The organism is Chryseobacterium gallinarum, assembly GCF_001021975.1.
Lineage (GTDB): Bacteria > Bacteroidota > Bacteroidia > Flavobacteriales > Weeksellaceae > Chryseobacterium > Chryseobacterium gallinarum.
Genome location: NZ_CP009928.1, coordinates 3,779,761 through 3,797,915, shown reverse-complemented (window position 1 = coordinate 3,797,915; position 18,155 = coordinate 3,779,761). Strand labels below are relative to the sequence as shown.

The 18,155-nt window shown below is 36.1% G+C and carries 20 protein-coding genes; 8 read left to right on the top strand and 12 right to left on the bottom strand.

Features of this window, described 5'->3' with window-relative positions:
- Positions 1 to 293: 293 nt before the first annotated feature.
- Together OK18_RS16810 and era are read right to left on the bottom strand one after the other, a co-directional pair.
- The gene (locus OK18_RS16810; protein ID WP_053328762.1) at positions 294 to 722 is read right to left on the bottom strand and encodes a DoxX family protein; all 429 of its coding nucleotides are present in this window, start codon (positions 720 to 722) and stop codon (positions 294 to 296) included.
- Positions 723 to 788: 66 nt separating this feature from the next.
- On the bottom strand, positions 789 to 1,664 hold the full coding sequence (era, locus tag OK18_RS16805; RefSeq protein WP_050021119.1) for a GTPase Era: 876 nt from the start codon (positions 1,662 to 1,664) through the stop codon (positions 789 to 791).
- 282 nt (positions 1,665 to 1,946) lie between these two features.
- Here era and OK18_RS16800 point away from each other — a divergent pair, with 282 nt between their 5' ends.
- From OK18_RS16800 to OK18_RS16790, 3 genes are all read left to right on the top strand, one after another.
- A complete protein-coding gene (locus OK18_RS16800; RefSeq protein ID WP_053328761.1) occupies positions 1,947 to 2,606 on the top strand; it encodes a hypothetical protein in 660 nt (219 codons plus the stop codon).
- Positions 2,607 to 3,005: 399 nt separating this feature from the next.
- The gene (locus OK18_RS16795; protein ID WP_050021121.1) at positions 3,006 to 3,569 is read left to right on the top strand and encodes a Crp/Fnr family transcriptional regulator; all 564 of its coding nucleotides are present in this window, start codon (positions 3,006 to 3,008) and stop codon (positions 3,567 to 3,569) included.
- A gap of 247 nt (positions 3,570 to 3,816) precedes the next feature.
- Positions 3,817 to 4,149 carry a DMT family transporter gene (locus OK18_RS16790; RefSeq protein WP_050021122.1) on the top strand — a complete coding sequence of 111 codons (333 nt, stop codon included), beginning with the start codon at positions 3,817 to 3,819 and terminating at the stop codon, positions 4,147 to 4,149.
- A 76-nt stretch (positions 4,150 to 4,225) separates the two neighbouring features.
- Here OK18_RS16790 and OK18_RS16785 read toward each other — a convergent pair whose 3' ends face one another.
- From OK18_RS16785 to OK18_RS16760, 6 genes are all read right to left on the bottom strand, one after another.
- Complete coding sequence (locus OK18_RS16785; RefSeq protein WP_050021123.1) at positions 4,226 to 4,993, bottom strand: class I SAM-dependent methyltransferase; 768 nt, start codon at positions 4,991 to 4,993, stop codon at positions 4,226 to 4,228.
- Entirely contained in the window at positions 4,993 to 5,802 is an 810-nt protein-coding gene (map, locus tag OK18_RS16780; protein ID WP_053328760.1) for a type I methionyl aminopeptidase, read from the bottom strand. The genes OK18_RS16785 and map overlap by 1 nt, the downstream gene beginning before the upstream one ends.
- A 151-nt stretch (positions 5,803 to 5,953) precedes the next feature.
- The gene (locus OK18_RS16775; RefSeq protein WP_053328759.1) at positions 5,954 to 6,385 is read right to left on the bottom strand and encodes a BT0820 family HAD-type phosphatase; all 432 of its coding nucleotides are present in this window, start codon (positions 6,383 to 6,385) and stop codon (positions 5,954 to 5,956) included.
- A 96-nt stretch (positions 6,386 to 6,481) separates the two neighbouring features.
- Positions 6,482 to 7,459 carry an acyl-ACP desaturase gene (locus OK18_RS16770; protein ID WP_050021126.1) on the bottom strand — a complete coding sequence of 326 codons (978 nt, stop codon included), beginning with the start codon at positions 7,457 to 7,459 and terminating at the stop codon, positions 6,482 to 6,484.
- A gap of 149 nt (positions 7,460 to 7,608) precedes the next feature.
- Complete coding sequence (gene gpmI, locus OK18_RS16765; RefSeq protein WP_050021127.1) at positions 7,609 to 9,150, bottom strand: 2,3-bisphosphoglycerate-independent phosphoglycerate mutase; 1,542 nt, start codon at positions 9,148 to 9,150, stop codon at positions 7,609 to 7,611.
- 173 nt (positions 9,151 to 9,323) lie between these two features.
- The gene (locus OK18_RS16760; protein ID WP_053328758.1) at positions 9,324 to 10,253 is read right to left on the bottom strand and encodes a DUF2268 domain-containing putative Zn-dependent protease; all 930 of its coding nucleotides are present in this window, start codon (positions 10,251 to 10,253) and stop codon (positions 9,324 to 9,326) included.
- A gap of 165 nt (positions 10,254 to 10,418) precedes the next feature.
- Between OK18_RS16760 and OK18_RS16755 the strand changes: the two genes are divergently transcribed.
- From OK18_RS16755 to OK18_RS16745, 3 genes are all read left to right on the top strand, one after another.
- On the top strand, positions 10,419 to 10,742 hold the full coding sequence (locus OK18_RS16755) for a translation initiation factor (protein ID WP_050021129.1): 324 nt from the start codon (positions 10,419 to 10,421) through the stop codon (positions 10,740 to 10,742).
- A gap of 531 nt (positions 10,743 to 11,273) precedes the next feature.
- Entirely contained in the window at positions 11,274 to 12,128 is an 855-nt protein-coding gene (locus OK18_RS16750) for a nucleoside phosphorylase (protein ID WP_053328757.1), read from the top strand.
- 6 nt (positions 12,129 to 12,134) lie between these two features.
- Positions 12,135 to 12,650: a hypothetical protein gene (locus OK18_RS16745; RefSeq protein ID WP_053328756.1), complete on the top strand. Its 516-nt coding sequence runs from the start codon at positions 12,135 to 12,137 to the stop codon at positions 12,648 to 12,650.
- A gap of 177 nt (positions 12,651 to 12,827) precedes the next feature.
- Here OK18_RS16745 and OK18_RS16740 read toward each other — a convergent pair whose 3' ends face one another.
- The 4 genes from OK18_RS16740 to OK18_RS16725 all read right to left on the bottom strand — a co-directional run bounded on the left by OK18_RS16740 (position 12,828) and on the right by OK18_RS16725 (position 16,587).
- Positions 12,828 to 13,607 carry a Rossmann-fold NAD(P)-binding domain-containing protein gene (locus OK18_RS16740; protein ID WP_053328755.1) on the bottom strand — a complete coding sequence of 260 codons (780 nt, stop codon included), beginning with the start codon at positions 13,605 to 13,607 and terminating at the stop codon, positions 12,828 to 12,830.
- Complete coding sequence (locus OK18_RS16735) at positions 13,604 to 14,032, bottom strand: MarR family winged helix-turn-helix transcriptional regulator (RefSeq protein ID WP_156173316.1); 429 nt, start codon at positions 14,030 to 14,032, stop codon at positions 13,604 to 13,606. The genes OK18_RS16740 and OK18_RS16735 overlap by 4 nt, the downstream gene beginning before the upstream one ends.
- A gap of 474 nt (positions 14,033 to 14,506) precedes the next feature.
- Positions 14,507 to 15,790, bottom strand: coding sequence for a hypothetical protein (locus tag OK18_RS16730; protein ID WP_082129220.1), 1,284 nt, complete (start codon positions 15,788 to 15,790; stop codon positions 14,507 to 14,509).
- Between the two features lie 239 nt (positions 15,791 to 16,029).
- The gene (locus OK18_RS16725) at positions 16,030 to 16,587 is read right to left on the bottom strand and encodes a DNA-3-methyladenine glycosylase I (RefSeq protein WP_053328752.1); all 558 of its coding nucleotides are present in this window, start codon (positions 16,585 to 16,587) and stop codon (positions 16,030 to 16,032) included.
- Positions 16,588 to 16,728: 141 nt separating this feature from the next.
- Here OK18_RS16725 and OK18_RS16720 point away from each other — a divergent pair, with 141 nt between their 5' ends.
- Positions 16,729 to 17,028 (top strand): hypothetical protein, encoded by a 300-nt coding sequence (locus OK18_RS16720; protein WP_082129219.1) that lies wholly within the window; start codon positions 16,729 to 16,731, stop codon positions 17,026 to 17,028.
- 121 nt (positions 17,029 to 17,149) lie between these two features.
- Positions 17,150 to 17,962, top strand: coding sequence for an enoyl-ACP reductase FabI (locus OK18_RS16715; RefSeq protein WP_050021137.1), 813 nt, complete (start codon positions 17,150 to 17,152; stop codon positions 17,960 to 17,962).
- Positions 17,963 to 18,155: the final 193 nt, after the last annotated feature.

Here is an 18,155-nt window from a genome sequence, read left to right as displayed (position 1 = left end):
TAAACTACCTTATACAATAATTTTGAACACAATGAACTCCCCTATTTCAAATGCTGTGATGATTGTACAAAGAATAGTTTTCACTCATGTATATTTGAGTACCGTGGGAACAAAATGGAATATTCTGTCTGGTTACAGAACGGAGAGGGAAGTTTTTCATATTTATATTTCAAGTTTCAAATATAAAAAATAGAATTTAAATTATCCTAAAATCATTTAAATTCATCATAAAGGCTATTCCACAGTATGCGAAATAGCCTTTATGATATATTGTTTCAAATGAGGAATCTGATCTACCAATCTGAAGCTCTTTTTCTTTTTTCTATCATATAATCTACTGAAAACTTGCCTGGTCCGGTTGCCATCAATAAAAGATAAACGGAAAGATAGATAAGGCTCATTTCTCTTTTTTCAAAAGGATCCGCTCCATGCACAAAAAAGGCAGCCATTGCCATTGTGAAGATCAGGAACCCTAAAGAGACCCTTGTAAAAAGCCCTAATATAAGTAAAATAGAACATACAAATTCTGCAAAAACAGTAAGAATCAGGGAAATCTGAGGTCCTAATCCCATAAAATCAAAAAATTCAATTTTCCCGCCTGCCAATAACATCTGAAGCTTTGGAAATCCATGGGAAAGCATTGCAAAACCAACAAATACTCTCACCACGAATACAATGATATCTTTGGGTACCGAGCTTGAATTTGAGTTGTTATAGTTCATTTACTAAAAAATTTAGACTAAGGTAATAAAAATCTTTTAATACAACGGGATCACAACGGTTTTAGTTTATCGGTAACCGAAATTTTTTAAATCCCTGTCGTTCTTCCTCCAATCTTTTTTCACTTTAACAAATAAATTTAAGTGAATTTTTTTAGAAAAGAATTTTTCAAGGTCTAATCTGGCTTCAGTACCTACCTTTTTGATAGCCTCCCCTTTATGCCCGATAATGATTCCCTTCTGGGTATCTCTTTCCACATAAATGATGGAATCTATAAAAATAATTCCTTCTTTTTCCTTGAACTGTTCCGTGACAACTTCCACCGAATAAGGAATTTCTTTTTCATAGTTTAAAAGAATTTTCTCCCGGATCGCTTCGTTGACAAAAAATCTTTCAGGTTTATCCGTAAACTGATCCTTGTCATAATAAGGAGGATTTTCCGGCAGTAAAGATTTTATTTTAGGTAGAATAACCTCTGTATTGAAGGCATTAAGGGCAGAAATAGGCAGAATTTCCGCCTTCGGAATCTTATTGTGCCAGTCTTCCACCAGCTTTTCAAGTCCCTCCTGATTGGTCTGATCTACTTTATTGAGCAATAGAAGAACAGGAACAGGAATTTTATTCAGTTTATCAATAAGAAACTCAGATGGTTCTGCTTTATCGGTAACATCTACAATAAACAGGAAAACATCAGCATCCTGCAACGAATCTTTTACAAAATCCATCATTTTCTCCTGAAGTCCATATTTGGGATCTAAAACCCCCGGTGTATCGGAAAATACGATCTGCAGATCATCTTCATTATAAATACCAAAAATTCTGTGACGGGTCGTTTGCGCTTTCTGCGTTACAATCGCCAGCTTTTCTCCCATTAATTGGTTGAGCAGCGTAGATTTTCCTGCATTAGGCTTTCCAACTATATTTACAAATCCTGCTTTGTGCATAAAAAAAAATATTATGAACTGCAAAGTTAGTAAAACAAAATTGGTCTTTACTGCTAATCTCAATATTTAAAAAGAAAAGTGCTCTCCTGTCTTCTTTTTAGACTGATATTTAAGGCCGTTCGGAAGCTATATTTATATAATCACATATAGCAAATTTCAACTATTACCAAAATAGATTTACATTTAATGTAAATAATTAAACATATTAATATTATTAATGAATATTTGTTGATTATAAAATAAATTCCTATGTTTGTGACTTAACATAAAATTTTAATAACAATGAAAAAAATTCTTTTTTTAAGCTCTATGGTAGTGCTTTCATGTTTCAGCTCATGCAGCAATGATGATTCAGCTTTAAATCCCATTAATCAAACGGAACAGTTAAATGATCAAACGAATACCGCCAGTAAAATCAGTGATTCGGATCTTATCAAGATGCTCGAAAACAAATACAAGATATCTATTGCCAGTGACATCAGCATCGATAAAAACTTCCTCAGCTTACTCAACAGTACTTTATTAGCCAACATAGGAACTTCAGGCTATAAATTTTCAGATGGCACTAATGATATGTATGCTATCCCATTTAAAGGAATTCCCACAAAACAATTTGTTTCGAACTTTAAAGATTTCCAGGCTATCATGGAAAATAATGTAGATGGCAACGGGGATGGGGAAATCATTATCACATCTGAAGAAGTAAGGGTGATAAAAGTATTTTCAAAGGGCGTTCAGGTTGATATAAAAGAAGAAACAGGAGTAAAAGAACCTCTTTTGGAAAACGCAAGTATTGCCAATACTGCTAAAAAGCCTTTCAGAAAATGTTTTGATCAGGCGTATGACGATATTTGCGATGGTTTCATTGGCTGCCTGGCATGGTATACAAGTCCGCTGCCTGCTCTGACATCTGTGGTGTACTGCGGAGTAAAAACTTTATAAATGATAATCCAAATGAAGAAGAATATATTTTTATTAATACTATCGGTACTGACATCATGTTTAGGTTCAGTTTTAAAACTGAACCATGTAAATGTTCCCGGAGACTTATTATTAGCTATAGGTTCTGTATTATTTATATACTTAGTCATTTATTTTTTAAAGAACAGAAAATTGTATTAAAACAATTTTCATATACATCAGGTCCCGGATATAATCATCCGGGATTTTTTTTACAACTATTTCAAATTTTCCTATCAATAGAGGTTATTTTTTAACAGTATATCTTTCTGAAGTTAACCCTGGTTCTATAATAGTTTTTAAAATGAGCATAAAAATGATGTGATTATATTGTATTGCATTACTTAAAACTAATATTTTTGACTATTAGAATTCATTTTTATGAATATAGACCAGATTCTTGATCAGATATATCCCCTTCCACAGGCTTCTAAAAACAGCCTGAAATCATACATCACAGAGGTTTCCTACCCTAAAGGTTTTTGCCTTATGGAGGCTGACAAAGTAATTCCCTATCTCTATTTCATCCGGAAAGGGATTGCAAGGGCTTATTCTCCCACTTCAGAAATTGATATCACGTTCTGGTTCGGAAGTGAAGGCCAGAGTATCCTCTCCATGAAAAGCTATGTAGAAGACAAACCCGGCTATGAAAGTATTGAACTTCTTGAAGACTGTGATTTATATAGATTAGAAACTGAAAACCTGAAAAAGCTTTTCAACGAAGATATTCATATTGCCAATTGGGGCAGAAAACTGGCAGAAGCGGAAATGATAAAATCTGAAGAGCTGATTATTTCGAGACAATTCAAAACATCACTGGAACGGTACAAGGACCTGATGCACAACAACCCTGACCTGCTGAAAAGGGTTCAGCTAGGATATATTGCTTCTTATCTTGGAATTACGCAGGTAAGTTTAAGCAGGATCCGGGCGGAGATTAAGTAAGCTTTTATGGATAGGAGTTGAATATGGAAGTTCTGGCGGTTAAAATTGTTTGTCTCATTTATTAATTAATTTCAACAATTTGAGTTTGGGCTAAAGCCAATGGAATAGATATTTATTTTGAAAGCGGGCTAAAGCCCGCTTCTATTGGATGCAATAGCGTACTTAATCTACCAAAACTCATTTTTTAACAATTGTAAAATTGATTCTGCTTTCAAATACTGAAATTTGCTAGAGAAAAATTTAAAAAATGAATTGGATAATATTAGTTATTGCAGGGCTATTTGAAGTAGCCTTCGCCTCATGTCTGGGAAAAGCAAAAGAAACATCAGGAACTGAGATGTATCTTTGGTATGCAGGTTTCCTGATTACGATGACAATAAGCATGCTTTTACTGATCAAGGCAACCCAGACATTACCAATCGGTACCGCTTATGCTGTATGGACAGGTATCGGAGCTGTAGGAACGGCTTTAATGGGAATTATTTTCTTTAAAGATCCGGTAAGTTTCTGGAGAGTGTTCTTTATTGTAACCCTTATCGGTTCTGTAGTAGGTTTAAAAGCAGTGTCTTCATCCCACTAAACCTCAGATAACATTAAAGCAAAACAAACTTTCTATCTATACTACAATAAAACCGCCTTCCCGGAAGACGGTTTTATTATTTTTTATATACTACGGGCAGAATTTCATTACTTCTTAACCCGTATTTTTTTATTTCTTCTTCTGAAAACTTCTGAGAATAGAAATTGGCTTCCGTTTCAAAACCTACATTTCTTAATCGGTCAAAATAATCCATTCCGTACCAACGGACATGATCATATTGCCCGAAATGTTTCTGACGCTCTTTAGGGTCCTTAATAGAAAAGTCTTCGTATGTTTTTTCCAATGAGTTTTTCATCGGAACCTGAAGAATTCCCCAGCCTCCGGGCTTCATTACCCTGTATAATTCCCTCATCGCTTTAGCATCGTCTTCGATATGTTCCAGGACATGATTACAGAAAACAATATCGAAACTGTTGTCCTCAAAAGGTAAATCCAGAATATCAGCTTTCACATCTACAATCGGAGAATATAAATCAGCAGAAATATAATTCAGATTGCTCATTCTTTTAAATTTCCTCAGAAATTCCTGTTCCGGCGCAATATGCAGGACTTTATAGCTTTTAATAAAAAAATCAGTTTCATTTTGAAGATACAGCCACATCTGCCGGTGTCTCTCCAGACTTAATGTTCCCGGAGAAAGGGCATTTTCTCTCTGCTTTCCATATCCGTACGGCAGGAATTTCCTGTATGATCTTCCATCAATAGGATCATAGAAAGTATCTCCTTTAAAAAGCTGATAAATAAGAGGCCTCGCCCAAATACTCATTTTAATAAGCACCGGGCGTGGAATTTTATTCAATAAAAGCTTGGTTAGTTTTTTCATTAAAAATCCAGTTGGAATGGCTTCTCTTCATCGCTTACAATTCCCAATGCTTCATACACGTATTGGAACGTTGAAAGCAATACCGGCTTACCGTTGATTACGGCTACATCATGTTCAAAATGAGCAGATGGCATATTATCCAAAGTCGTTACCGTCCAGCCATCATTATGGAATTTCACTTTTTCAGTACCAAGATTGATCATCGGCTCAATAGCAATTGCCAAACCATCTTTGATTACTTTTCCGCTTCCCTGTCTTCCATAATTAGGAACCTGAGGATCTTCATGCATCTGTCTTCCCAAACCGTGCCCTACAAGCTCTCTTACTACTCCGTATCCTTCTTTTTCACAATGTGCCTGGATAGCATGAGAAATGTCTCCTATTCTTTTCCCCCTGATACATTGTTCAATCCCTTTATACAAAGATTCTTTAGTCACCTGTAACAGTTTTTTTACCTCAGGTTTTACCTCACCAATCTCAAAAGTGTAGGCATGGTCTCCTACAAAACCGTTAAGAATTACTCCACAGTCTACGGAAAGAACATCTCCTTCTTTTACGACTTCCTTATTGGGAAAACCATGAACAACCTGTTCATTTGGAGAAATACACAGGGAATTTGGAAAACCTCCGTATCCTAAGAAAGCGGGTTCTGCACCATGATCTTTGATAAAATCATGTGCCAGTTTATCCAGATATAAAGTAGTAATTCCCGGCTTGATTTCTTTAGCCAACATTCCCAGTGTCTTTGAAACCAAACGGGCACTCTCCTTCATCAGACGTAGTTCGTCTATCGTTTTTAATTGAATCATTGTTGTATAGATGTTAGATATTAGATGTTAGAAGCTAGATTACACCGTTATGTGTATTTCTAAATTATAACAATCTATAGACTTTTACTGACCAAAAGCAGAAGCTTTGATAGGATTAAAACTAATTCTAATATCGCGCTTCTGATGTATCTTACCAGAAAAGTCCTTTTTTCTTTTCTTTTTTAAGTTTTGAATAAGGAAGAACCTCTCTTCCTTCTACACGGAATTCAATTCTTTCCTGAATAATATTATAGATTTCTCCCCAGCCGGGAAATCCTCCTAAATTCCTGTCATCAATGAACCAGTCTGCATCCAGTTTTCTGGATTGGCTGGCAGGATCGAAAACTTCTCCTTCAAAACTTGAATTCACAGCATAAAATTCTATTCCGTTTTTTCTACAGAATTCTACAGCTTCATCTAACGTTTTTCCGTGTCTGTATGTCCAAAGAATCAATCTGAAGCCTTCCGCCTGAAGTCTTTTCAATGTTTCGAAAGCAAAAATTTTAGGTTTTCCAATTGCCGGATAAGCGTCATCTACAATGGTTCCGTCAAAGTCAACAGCAATTTTTTTATTATTTAACATTTTGTCCTTTTTTAGCTTTGCAAAGATAAGAAATAAAAAGAGTGCCAAAAAGAAAGGCACTCAATACTTTTATAATTTAAAATAATAATATGGGTTCTAGCTTTTTACCCAGTTAAACTGAAACTGAAGATCAGGAGTAGAAACCCTGTCCGTAATCTTCTGTAGCCTTGCGGGAAGCTTCATCAGATATTCCTGGGCTTTCTCTGCTTTTTCTGTTAATCCTTTTATATGTTCAATCTTCCATTCATCCAACAAGTCTTTCATAATATTGATATAATCCTGACCTGTATACACCATACATCTCTGTGCTGCATCTGAGAAATGTCCCCAAAGTTCTCCTGCCTTTTGTCCGGACTGTCTCATCAGGTGAGCCGGCATAACGATTTTCTTACGCATCATGTCTTCAAAGGCAAGGATCATTTCTGAAGGATCTATTTCAAGGATTTTAGCTACAAAATGTTTATAAGCTTTAGCATGTCTTGCTTCATCTGCTGCAATAACGCCACACATTTTAGCCAGTTTTCCGTTTCCGGATTGCTTAGCTAAGGTTCCTACTCTACGGTGAGAGATGTTGGTTGCGGTTTCCTGGAAACTGGTATAAATAAAGTTTCTGTATGGGTCCATGCTGGTTCCCAGATCGAAGCCGTCATTGATCAGATACTGGGTGGTTATTTCAACTTCTCTCATATTAACCCTTCCACACAGATACAGATATTTGTTCAGCAGATCTCCGTGTCTGTTTTCTTCTGCTGTCCAAGCTCTTACCCAATTGGCCCAGCCTACTTTTTCTTCCTGGTTGATACCATCCACTCCCATCAGCCAGGACTCGTATGAAGGAAGTGCCTCCTCAGTAATACAGTCTCCGATAAGCGTTACAAACAAATCATAAGGCATTTCACGGGCAAAGGTCTGAATTTCTTCCAGGTCATGTTTAAACTCATCGCTTGAAGGATCCGGAAGCATGTCTGAAGGCTGCCATATTTTTTCAATTGGCGTTAAAAATTTCTCAAGAAAAGAACCTACTTCCTTTTCCAATATTCCCATTACTTCTTTCCTAACAAGCTTTTGATACATTTTACTATTCAGTTTTTAATTAGCAAAGATATGATTTATTTATTATTTAACGCATAATAAAGTATGCAAGTCATATCTTATCTGACATAAATCATAAAAAATGCCAATCTATTATAATAACGGCATTTTTTTAAGATTATTATTAAGTTTTAGCTAACTAAAATGTCTCCTGTCATTGCATCCGGTATTTCTACTCCCATTACTTTAAGGATGGTAGGGGCTACATCACCCAGTTTTCCCGGCTTCAGATTCCATGTATGGTCTTTATCCATTACAATAAAAGGAACCAGGTTTGTAGAATGCTGGGTATTAGGAGTTCCATCCTCATTAATCATTACATCTGAGTTACCGTGATCGGCAAGGATAAAAACTGCATATCCGTTTTCATATGCAGCAGTTGCTACTTTCTCAATACATTGGTCTACTGTTTCAGCAGCTTTTACGGCAGCTTCAAAAACGCCTGTATGTCCTACCATATCTGTATTGGCAAAATTCAGGCATACAAAGTCTGCGGTGCCGTTTTCCAGTTCCGGAACAATAGCATTGGTAATATCATAGGCTGACATCTCCGGTTTTAGATCATAGGTAGGAACATCCTTAGGGCTCGGGCATAATAGTCTTTTTTCTCCGTTAAATTCTTCTTCCCTTCCTCCTGAAAAGAAAAAGGTAACGTGAGGATATTTTTCCGTTTCAGCAATTCTGATCTGGGTTTTACCATTTTTTTCAAGAACTTCACCCATTGTTTCCGTCAGCACATTTTCATCAAAAACCACCTGTACATTCTGGAATGTCTTATCGTAATTGGTTAATGTAATATAATAAAGGTTCAGCTTTCTCATAGAATATTCCGGGAAATCCTTCTGGGAAAGGACCTCTGTAATCTCCCTTCCCCTGTCTGTACGGAAATTAAAACAGATCACCACATCATTATCAATAATTTTGGCTACCGGTACTATATTTCCCATAGCAGTAGTATTTACTAAAATGATAGGCTTCAGGAATTCATCAGTTACATTATTATCATAGGAAGCCTGAATAGCGGCTAAAGCGTCAGTGGTTTGTTCTCCTACACCTTCAACAAGAGCATCATAAGCCAGCTTTACACGCTCCCATCTTTTATCCCTGTCCATCGCATAATACCTTCCTGTTACTGTTGCCAGTTTTCCTGTAGTAGCTTCCATATGTTTCTGCAGCTCTTCAATGAATCCAAGCCCGGAATGCGGATCGCAGTCCCTGCCATCTGTAAAGGCATGAACAAAAACATTTTCGTTCAAACCGGATTCTTTGGCAGCAGTCAGTAATCCTTTTAAATGATTGATATGTGAATGTACTCCTCCATTGGAAACCAGTCCTATGAAATGTACTTTTTTATTTTCTTTTTTAGCATATTCAAATGCATCCTGAATAACTTTTTCCTGTCCTAAGGTTCCATTCTCCACAGCCATATTAAGCTTTACCAGATTCTGGTAAACCACTCTTCCGGCTCCCAGGTTCATATGTCCTACTTCGGAATTTCCCATTTGCCCTGCAGGAAGGCCCACAGCCAGGCCACTTGCTTCAAGTGTTGTATGCGGAAATTTTACGTAACAGCTGTCTATGAATGGTGTATTTGCCTTATCTATTGCGGAAACATCCGGATTTGTTCCTAATCCCCATCCGTCAAGGATTGCCAGTATTGCTTTTTTTGACATTTTGTAAAACTTTTGTTATACAAATTTACCTAATTTCCGATGAATTGAAGAATCTCATGTTCTGAAATTTATTTTTCCCTGATTTCTTATATGACAAATAAAAAATCTGCAGTATTAATCTGCAGACTTATTCTATTCATCCATTGATCTCAGGATTTACAGGTCACAATAATTTATTCCTTAAAGAAATCATCAAATTTCATCTTATTTTTCTTTACATATTCTTTAATATAGCCATCTAAAAATCCACTTTCTTTTAAAAACAAAAAAGGATCCTGAATATTTAATATATTATGAATTGCTTTATGTTTATCAGCCTGTTTATTAAAGTATGCTTCTGTAATTTTATAGCCTATCCAATATCCCAGGTCGTTGGGGCGGTCATCTTTTTTGCTTGTCTCATACAACCAGTCTTTGTAAGATTCATCTTTCAGTCTTGTTACAAATTCAGCATAAAGCTTCCCGGAATGTGCCTCTCCATATTGAAAAGGAACAGGGTTAATATGTTCTCCTGAGATGAGCTCACCAATAAAGTCTGCACTTCCTTCTTCCAAAGATTGTTTTAACAAAGTATTCTTTCCTTTGTTGTTTTGCTCAAAATGGATCAGTTCGTGGGCGATAAGTCCTGTGACTCCGTCCAGGTTTTTGAGCATTTCTGTACCAATTATAATCCCGTCCGCAGAAGAGGTCCCCCCGGAATTAAATCTTCCATAAACAAAATAGACCGGTGGGAATTTAGCTTCAGGATACCAATATTTCAGTGCACTGTAAATGGCTCGGGTCTTTTTTTCTTTTTGATGTATTCCTGCCAGTACATTCCTGCTTTTAAGATAATCTTCTTTTCTCTTTTTTACTTTTGAATATAGTGAGTCGGCATTGATGATCCTGAACTCCATAAAACCTTTTACCCCGGGTGAGCCTTCTTTAATATAATCTGCAAAAGGATTTTGCTGGGAAGTTTCCATTTTATCAAATGCTTTCCAGAACCGGTCTGTATCTTTTGTTTCAAAAACCGCGTTGAGCGGATCGCCGGAAAAACCGGTCTGGGCTTTAGCTAATCCGAAAGTCATCATCAGGATTGCAATAACATGGCTGGTTTTCATAAATAGTTTTTAATGTTTCGTTAGTCAAAAATATGAAAAGTTCCTGGTGTTAATTAAGCTGACCGGCATCATGTTATTTAAATTTTATTTATACAGGTTGGTTTTTGAAAATTCAATCTGCAAATTTTTATATCATTAATTCATAAATCTTTTTAATTTTGCGGTATGGATTTACGAGACCAATTAAAGAATCTTTTTCCTGATCATGAAGAGCAGGATTTTGAAATGCCTGAAGAAGAGTTCAAGCAAAAAGAGCCTTTGGTATGCAAGTTTGAAAAAAAAGGCAGAAACGGAAAACCTGTCACCATTGTTGAAGGATGGGAAGGCAGTGAAGAAGAGCTGAAAAAGATATCAAAAAAAATAAAAAGCACCTTAGGAATAGGGGGCTCTGAAAAGGACGGAACAATTATCATTCAGGGGGATAACCGTGATAAAATCATGAATATCCTTAAGGAGATGGGATATAAAACCAAGCGTGTCGGCGGATAGATCTGCAAAAGCATTTTATTGGGACGATACACTTCAAAGATTGTTTTCTGTTGCCACTGAATTACAGGCATAGAAAATTGATTTCCAAGGTTGCGGAGATCCGGTTGGTTATCTTTTGAAGACCACATACAGTATAAAATACAGATCTAAAAAGATCTTTTTTCAATATTCCCCGGAAAATTCTTTCAAGCTGTTCGTTCCCTTATCTATCTCCAATTCTTCAACAAGCATATTATTTACTAATATCATTTTCTATAGTACTCAATAGAAAAGCTGAATAGTTATTAAGGTAACATATTTTTTACTAATTTTAAACCCCGGAATCAAATTCATTATTCGTAAAACCGGTAATTCTAAAATACCGGAAAAATAATGGGGAGAGGCTATTGGGGAGAGACTTTTTAAATGCAATTCAATATCAAAAACTAAAATAGTCCTATAAAAAAAAATTACTGTTTGCTATTGACATGCAGAAAAGGAAATGATTGTATAAAGAAACTATTTCATTAATTAACAAAAAAAATATAAATTATGCTGAATAAACTTGCTGCCTCAGAACTTGTTCTGAATGAAGACGGAAGTGTATATCACCTGAATCTTTTACCTGAAGATATTGCTGACAAAATCATCCTTGTGGGCGACCCTGACCGGGTGGCAAAGGTTTCAAAATATTTCGATACCGTAGAAATCAAGAAAAACAAAAGGGAATTTTATACCCATACAGGAACTCTTCGTGGCGAAAGAATTACGGTAATGTCAACCGGGATCGGAACCGAAAACATTGATATCGTAATGAATGAGCTCGATGCTTTGGTAAATATCGATCTTAAAAATAAAGAGTTCAAGACAGAACACAAGGCCCTTGAGCTTTTCCGTATGGGAACCTGCGGAAGTGTAAATCCGGATGTTCAGGTAGATAATATGCTGGTAACACAGAACGTAGTAGGTCTGGACGGACTGATGCACTTCTACCAGGAGTACAACTTCGAAAACGAATTTTCTAAAAGCTTTATGGAAAGATTCCCTTACGAAAGAATCAAACCGATGCTTTATTTCTCAGACTGGGCAGAAGAAATGGGTGAATACTACAAAGATGCAAAATACCACGGAAATACAGCAACATTCCCTGGTTTCTATGCTCCACAGGGAAGGCAGCTGCGTTTGAAAGCAGTAGATGATCAATTCCTTGAAACATTAAATGATCTTGGGATCACCAACTTTGAAATGGAAACTTCTGCGATCTATGCCCTTTCAAAATTATTAGGTCATAAAGCCATCACTGTGAATAACGTCATTGCCAACAGAAGACGCGGAGAGTTTTCTGCAGATCACCATGCTTCTGAAAAGAATCTTATTACCTGGGTTCTTGACAGAATTATTAAATAAGTTTTTATGGGACAAGACATCACTTGTTTTATTACCAATCAATCTCTTGAGTTAGATAAAAAGATTGTTCATTTTAAGATCAGGGATGTCTTGTTTGTTCCTTTTGATATTATAGGACCTTCTATTTCCTGGTTTATTGAAGAAGCTCAGAAATATGATAATGTTCAGAACCTTTTTGATGATTTCAAACAATATCAGCCTGATGATTTGGTCTTATGGGGTTCAGATGAGAAACATACTATTTTGGATATCATAAAACTTGTTCAAGATTATCAGATTAACAATTTTATTATTGAACATAGTTCCGATTTTGCGGGTATGCCTATAGATGCTTATTTTCTTGGGGTATTTGATGATAAAATTATGAAGGATTCCATTGTATTTGATGAGGAAAGTTTTTCTAAAAAAAACTACACCAATATTGACGAATACCGCAGGAGACTCGGACTTAATTTCAACTGGATTGGAATGGATAAATTCCATACCTACAGTGTTGCGGAAAGGGAATATTTCAGATTATAAAAATAAGCGGTGTATGCCATTTCTGATTTTTTAGTAACAAACCTTTGGAAAAATCCAAAGGCTTTTTTTATACCTTCTACTAAAACCAATGGATTTTGGTTTTTTGGATACGTTAAGCCGTTTTGAATTTTTGGTTTTTCCGGATTTTATAATGATGCGGTTTTAACAATCTCTTTGTCATTCCAGAGAAACCTCATGAAACTTCCGTGGATCAGGATATTGAAAAATGTACTCCAGCTCGGAAACCAGTTTTGAAGACAGGACAATTTTTCCCTTTATTCCTGTTTCCTCTTCTACCTCCGTTGCACTATTGTTTTGGGCATTAAGCACCTGGAATTTTGCCGGATGCATTGGAGCTGTCACATTATAAAGGCAGTTTTCTGTTCCATCTTCGATCATCTTGAAAAGAATACCTGCAATATCTGCGTAATGAATATGATTCACAGCAAAATCAGGATTAGAAACATTATAATTCTTAAGAAGCCTGTTGTCTCCCATTAAGCCACCTAATCTTAAAATATTGGCCTGCGGATATCTGTTTTTAATCATTCTTTCTCCTGAAACCTTTTCCAGAGGAACATCTTCTTCCGTAAACTCTTTCGAGATATCCGGATATACACCGGTAGAACTCATCAGAAACATTTGTCCTTTAAAATCACCTATAAATGATGATAAATGCTGTATCCTGTTATATAAAGAGCTTACACAACAGCTTTTTTCTGAAACAGGAATTGTAATAATCAGGATATCCAGTTTTTTTATTTCGTTCCATTGCGGGTATGTTTCAGTCAGTTGATAATCAGGAAATCCCGCACAGGTAGTATTTATTCCTTTAGCATTCAGCTCAGCAGCCTTTTCTTGCGACGTAGTGGTAGCATATATTGTGTATTTTCCGGATAAAGCATTGGCTATTCTGGCTCCCAGCCATCCATAGCCTATAATTCCTGTTTTTTTCATATTTTAGAATCGGAGTTTGTTAGTAATAAGTCATCCAAGGTGGCCATTAACTGTTTTTTCCGGTCTTCGTCAAGATCTATACAAGCCTGAACCGCTTCGGGAATAGACCTGGCTTTATGTTGGAGAGCAGCTCCTTTTTCCGTCAGGCTGATCAATACTACCCTTTCATCATCAGTACTTCTGATTCTGTTCAAAAGTCCGTTTTTCTCCATACGCTTCAACAGCGGGGTAAGTGTTCCATTGTCCAGATGAAGATACTCTCCTATTCTCCCGATGCTTATTTTACCATTTTCCCAAAGCACAAGCATTACCAGGTATTGAGGATAGGTTATGGATAGTTTTTCCAGGTAGGGTTTATATAAACCGGTAATTAACCGCGAAACAGCATAGGCTTTAAAACATAAATGATTTGAAAGAAGCATCATAAAAGAATTTGAGATGCAAAAGTACTTATTTTATTTTGTGCACAATATATTTGTTTGAAATATTATTAAAAGAATTATTAAAAGGGATCAAGCGCAAAAGTTGTGATCTTATAATAATATTTAGATCTATTTAATTTTTAAAATTCACGCAAAGATTCCTTTTTGATTACTCTTTATTTTAAGTAAGCTAAGAAATGAATTGATCTTTAATCGATTCTGATGAAGCGAACACTTTGCATGCGCTTAGTCAGCAGCTATGCTGCCTTCTTTGCCTACTTGAAATGGAACATTATTTTTTTTAAACTTTGCGTGAAAAACGAGCTCAATAATTTTGATGCTAATCAATAATGAACAGAATTTTTTATATTCAGACCCAATTTATTATGTCCCAATTTTTGAGACTGATCCTTAAAAAGGGCTCCCAATAATGAGAACCCTAACACCATATCAACTATAATAAACTTATTATTCTATTTAGAACTCATGGATCATTACATAAAAATGACCAGAATACAGGCTGTTTGCACTTCCTGAAATGTTGGTGAGATTCACCATAATGCTGGAAGTAGAAGTCATTCTCGGATTTGAAATTGAGAATGAAGAATTTCCTGCAAAGTCCCCTGCCGGGGAAACTACTACGGCTGCTCTTGTAGAACCTGGCTGTAGTACTGGCGGAATCCCGATTTCCAGGGTGATGGATTTTCCGGGAGGCAGATTATTAATGGATACTCCCGGCCAAGCTTCAAAACTGATCTGGTTTTTCTGCACATTACCTTTTTCGCCCAATTTATACTGTCCGTTCACGTCCAGTTTTGCAGAGGTATCCGGAGCACCTGTACCAATTCCTACATTTGCATTATTATTTCCCAGAACAATGGCATTGGCCTGTGAAGTGGATGCTCCGTATCCTACTGCTGTTGAGTATTGTCCGAGAGCATTTGCCCCGGAACCTATAGCTGTAGAATTCTGACTATTTGTGATCGTATTATATCCTATAGCTGTTTCATTATTAGCATTGGTTTTTGCATGATAACCCAATGCTATTGACTGGAATCCGTCTGCTGATGAATTGTTTCCTATAGCGGTGGATTCATTTTTACTGGTTTGGGCATTATATCCGATGGCCGTTGATTGAAACGCTCCTGCATTAGATTTATTACCTATTGCCAAAGCATCATTCGCAGAAACGGCTGCCGCCTTTCCGATTGATATTCCCTGAAATGCTGAACTGGAACTTCCAATCGCAATACCATCCTGACCGGCATTGGCACCATGTCCCAGACTTACAGAATTATCAACACCCAACCTTCCTGCAACGGAAGAGTTTACTTTAAAAATCAAATCATCGCGTGTTTTTGTTCCCAATGATAAATGGGTGTTTGCTCCACCATAATTTCCCATATTTGTTCCGGTAACATTCCAACCTGCCCCATTATCCAGTTTGTTAATCATATCAATGGTAATAGTGGAGAGCCTGTTCCATTTGGAGGCAGACCAATAATAAAATCCTGTTTCAGAAAGCCCTCCATTTCCATTATTCCATACCATAAGTCCTTCCGCCGGATAAGGAACAGTCATCTGATCTGTAACCGAGTCTAAATCAACACCAGGTAAAAGCACTCCTTTATTTTTTGAACTGATCTGCAACATGGCAGACTTATCCGGTTCGGAAATTCCAATCCCCACCTGTCCATATATTAAAATAGTAAAGACAAAAAAGAGAAAACTAAATTGTTGTTTATAATTGATTTGCATCATCTATGTTTTTGAAGATGCAAATATACAATATTTATATCAATTCAATAAAATAATTGAAAATACAGCAAATATATCAGGCTAATGTGAGTAATACTGTATTTAATCACTGTTTAATGAAAATCAATTACATATCAACAACTTATATCAAAACATTAATTAAGAAATGACATGGAATTAAATTCACCACCATTTGTATTATTAATAAAAAAACACAGCAAAAAATAAAGAAAATTAATTGATCAATTTCTGATAAAACATGATTCAAGGTGATCGTTTACCATTCCTGTTGCCTGCATATGGGCATACACTACTGTAGATCCCATGAATTTAAAGCCTCTCTTTTTTAAATCTTTTGAAATAATATCTGAAATCCTTGTTGTGGCGGGAACATCAGATAATGCTTTCGGCCTGTTATCTATAGGTGTGCCGTTAACAAATCCCCAGATATATTGAGAAAAGCTTCCAAATTCATTCTGAATTTCTATAAATTTCTGTGCATTGGTAATAGTGGCTGATATTTTGAGTCTGTTTCTGATGATTCCGGGATTATTCATAAGTTCTTCTATCTTGCTTTGAGAATATGCTGCAATCTTTTTATAATCAAACTGATCAAAAGCTTTTCTAAAATTTTCTCTTTTTGCCAGAATAGTATACCAGCTTAAGCCTGCCTGGAAACTTTCAAGAATAAGGAATTCAAAAATAGTTTCATCATCATAAACGGGCCTTCCCCATTCTTCATCATGGTATTTCCTGTAAAGATCATCTTTTTCACACCATCCGCAACGTATTTTTTCCATGCTATTAATTTTTAATAGTTAAAGTTAAATATCCATTCAGTAAAATACAACAAAAGATTATGAAAAGTTTAACAGGTACAATTATTATTTAGGAATGGTTATTGTAAGTTTACTGGTACATTAACCAAATTTATAAGTATTATGAACAATTCGGATTATAACAAGGCAGAAAATGCAGTGAACAATGCAGAAAATTCTTTACAGAATGCAGCAGATAAGGCAAAATGGAAAGTAAATGAGCTGGCAGATAAAGCCAAGGATTATATTAATGAAAAGAGGAAAAATGACCAGGAAGCAAGCCAGGAAGATTGGTTTGACAGGGTAAAAGCTAATGTCACAGATGCCTGGGAAGATATTAAGGATAAAGCGGATGAAGCCTGGGAAAAAACTAAGGATGCTGCAGAAGATGTGAAGGCGGAATGGAACAAGAAAACCAATTAAAAATTCAGTCAAATAAATATTTTCAATAAAATGGAGTCTTAAATTGATAAGGCTCCATTTTTTATTATGCCATAACCACAAATTATTGCTACATTTGTATTTCAATAAACATTAAAAAATTATGTCATACGGTTTACTTAAAGGCAAAAAAGGAATTATTTTTGGGGCTCTTAATGAACAATCTATCGCATGGAAAGTCGCAGAAAGATGTCATGAAGAAGGTGCTGAGTTTATCTTGTCAAATGCTCCTATCGCAATGAGAATGGGAGAATTGAATTCTCTAGCTGAAAAGACAGGTTCTGAAGTGATAGGCGCTGATGCTACTTCTATAGAAGACCTTGAAAAACTTTTTGATGCCGCTGTTGCAAAATTTGGTAAAATAGATTTTATCCTTCACTCTATCGGAATGTCCGTCAATGTAAGAAAAGGAAAACACTATACAGAAATGAACTATGACTGGTTGGAAAAAGGATGGGATGTTTCTGCCGTATCTTTCCATAAAGTAATGCGTGTAGCCTGGGAAAAAGACTGTATGAATGAATGGGGAAGTATCCTTGCTCTTACCTACATTGCTGCTCAAAGAACCTTCCCTGACTACAATGATATGTCTGATAATAAAGCTTATCTGGAAAGTATTGCAAGAACGTTCGGTAATTACTGGGGAGAGAGAAAAGTACGTGTCAACACAGTTTCCCAATCACCTACTCCCACTACGGCAGGAAGCGGCGTGAAAGGCTTTGGAGGATTCCTGGGATATGCTGAGGATATGTCTCCGCTGGGAAATGCTACAGCTCTTGACTGTGCTAACTATTGTGTTACGCTGTTCTCTGATCTTACGAAGAAAGTAACTATGCAGAACCTTTTCCATGATGGAGGTTTCAGCAGCTCCGGAGTTACCCAGAAAGTGATCAGCAAATATGATACTGAAAACTAATTTTAGATAAAACTGGAACCTCTTAGGAGGACTATTGAAACCGCAATATGATAAACGTATTGCGGTTTTTTTCTTCATCTGTGTCTAAATCTTTAAAGATCCAGCCAGTGCAAATAAGGGTTTACATAGTTATGAAATAAGCTGTTTAAGTAAAGCTTATTTCAGGGACCAAACAAACCGGCGGCCTCTTCGA